The 2,532-nt window shown below is 34.5% G+C and carries 4 protein-coding genes; all 4 read left to right on the top strand.

Annotated features, from left to right (window positions below; all coding sequences use genetic code 11):
* Nucleotides 1-191: DUF3641 domain-containing protein (locus tag ACILQF_RS12625; protein ID WP_395627756.1), on the top strand; the 191-nt coding region annotated here is incomplete at its 5' end.
* A 2-nt stretch (nucleotides 192-193) separates the two neighbouring features.
* A complete protein-coding gene (locus tag ACILQF_RS12620; protein WP_395627755.1) occupies nucleotides 194-823 on the top strand; it encodes a TIGR04282 family arsenosugar biosynthesis glycosyltransferase in 630 nt (209 codons plus the stop codon).
* A 103-nt stretch (nucleotides 824-926) separates the two neighbouring features.
* On the top strand, nucleotides 927-1,766 hold the full coding sequence (locus tag ACILQF_RS12615) for a hypothetical protein (protein WP_395627754.1): 840 nt from the start codon (nucleotides 927-929) through the stop codon (nucleotides 1,764-1,766).
* Nucleotides 1,767-1,811: 45 nt separating this feature from the next.
* The coding region (locus ACILQF_RS12610) for a universal stress protein (RefSeq protein ID WP_395627753.1) at nucleotides 1,812-2,532 on the top strand (721 nt) is incomplete at its 3' end.

Here is a 2,532-nt window from a genome sequence, read left to right as displayed (position 1 = left end):
CTTGGGATGGTTATCTATATGATTGCGATTTTAACCAGATGTTAGACTTGAAGGTTGCCACTACTGGCTCAATTCATCTCTCCGAATTTGACACCAATTTGCTCCATAAACGCGAAATTGTTTTAAAACAGCACTGTTTTGGATGTACTGCTGGAGCTGGTTCTAGCTGTGCCGGGACAATCTCAAAATAGATATGAAATTATTAGATTCTGTAGCTTTAATTGTCTTTGTTCGCAATCCTATTTATGGAAAAGTAAAAACGCGTCTTGCGAAAGATATTGGCGATGATAGGGCTTTAGAGATTTATAAATTACTGCTGAAATATACTTTTAGCATTAGCCAGAGACTAAATTGCAAGAAATTTGTTTACTATGCTGATGAAATTGTACAAGATGATATTTGGAATCTTGCCGATTTTACCAAGAGACAGCAGGAGGGGAATGATCTTGGTGAACGCATGCATCAAGCCATGAATGAGCTTTTTATACAGGGTTTTACTAAAGTGATACTTATAGGAAGCGATTGCTTTGAACTAAATACTCCTGTTTTAGAGGAAGCTATTTTTCAATTGGATCAAAATGATGCAGTTTTAGGTCCTGCAACTGATGGAGGCTATTATTTACTAGGTTTGAATGAAATCATTTCCGAGCTATTTTCGGATAAAATTTGGAGTACAGATCAGGTTTCACAAGACACGATTAATGATTTGGAAAGGCTACAAAAGACCTATTATTTATTGCCTGAATTGAATGATATTGATGATGTTAATGATCTTGAACTTTTCGAGAAATCTGAATGTTATAAAACGATATTAAATCTTTGAAAAATTACCTCTCACAAGAAGGACTAATTTAAATCAGTTAAGTACTTGATTTTGATCATATAAACCGATTTCCAACATCCCTATTTTTAATAAAAAATGAAGGATGAAAATGATCTTTTTAGCGTTTAACGCGCTCAATCCTGATAAAGGTTCTTCTGAATTTGCATTTTATCTGGCTCGTCTCTCTAGATCGAAGGTTTATGGTATTTTTTTGGATGGCTCCCAGGTGGATTATAATGCCATGTTAGAGAATAAAGAAAGTGAAATTGGCAATCCATCTCGAAATTATAACCAAACTCTTGTACACTATTCAAAGCAGGAACAAATTAAAACCAATATTAATCTTTTTAAGGAGAGTTGTATAAGCAATGAAGTGTGCAGTGATATTTATCTAGATCGAGCACTAAAGTTGAATGATTTAATTACAAGTAGTGCTTTTGCAGATTTAATTGTTGTTGATGCAGCACTTTCTTTAGGTAGTGGATCATCAGGCGCACCTTCAGAAAATGTGAAAGAAATTTTAAATCGATCTGCTTGTCCGGTTATAATTTCACCTCTATCATTTGAGCGTATTGATGAGCTCATTTTTACTTATAACGGTTCAGAATCTTCACTTTTTGCCATTAAGCAATTCACCTATCTATTCCCTGAATATTTTGATAAAAAACTTAATGTAATTCAAGTGAATAAGTCGGGTGTTTGGCCTCAAAAGGATCTAGGTAAATTGAGGGAATGGCTAAATAATCATTATTTGGATGTTAATTTTCTTGCACTTGAGGGCAATACTGAACATGAATTGATGAGTTTTCTCCTGAGGAAGAAGTATGTTTTTATTGTTATGGGAGCTTATAGTAGAAACTCAATTTCACAGTTTTTTAATGAAAGTACGGCAGAGGTTCTTATTAAAACAGTAACACAACCCATTTTTATTGCACATCATTAAATTTTTTAAAACAACACTAATGTTTACCATAATATATTATAGGATATGAAAACCATTCTCGCACCAACCGATTTTTCAGAAGTTTCACTGAATGCTGTAAACTATGCCGCGCAAATGGCAGGTATTTTAGGTATTAATTTGACCCTACTACATGTTTGTCCGCTTACCATGGTCTACTCAGATGTTCCTCCGCCAGCACTTTATATGGAAGAATCGATATCTACAGCAGAAAAACAGCTTAAGGAGTTAAAAGCAAAAATTTTGAAAGATGCTCATAAAAAAGTTACCATTAAAACTAAGGTTTTAACAGGCGATGTTGTTTCAGGGATTAAGACCTATTGTGAAGTTATAGACACCTATGCTGTGGTAATGGGAGCAGATAGTAGTAATGCGATTGATCGCTTTCTGTTTGGCGGCAGCACAATTGAGGCTATAAAATCTTTATCTTGGCCCTTAATTGTGGTCCCATCAGGGGTTCATTTTGGTAGACTTCATAAGATTGGTCTCGCTTGTGATTTTAGAGATGTTGTGAATACTGTACCGGTTGATGAGATCAAAAAACTGGTCAAGGAGTTTAATTCAGAACTTCATATTTTACACGTTCAAACAGAAGATCGAAAGTCAAGCGATCTTGAGACAGCTCATGCAACTCGTTGGCTTCACGATCAACTTGGTTCATTAAATCCTAAATATCATTTTATGGTTTCAGATAAAATTGAGAAAAGCATAAATGATTTTGCTGAGAAAAATAAATTGGAAATGCTCA

It is taken from the genome of Daejeonella sp. (assembly GCF_044232565.1).
Classification (GTDB): Bacteria; Bacteroidota; Bacteroidia; order Sphingobacteriales; family Sphingobacteriaceae; genus Daejeonella.
Note: the sequence above shows the minus strand (reverse complement) of the source record. Positions and strands in the feature narration are given on the sequence as shown.

Bases quoted from the DNA above. Each gene is read 5' to 3' on its own strand.
- ACILQF_RS12620 (WP_395627755.1), top strand. From the start codon at position 194: ATGAAATTATTAGATTCTGTAGCTTTAATTGTCTTTGTTCGCAATCCT.
- ACILQF_RS12615 (WP_395627754.1), top strand. From the start codon at position 927: ATGAAAATGATCTTTTTAGCGTTTAACGCGCTCAATCCTGATAAAGGT.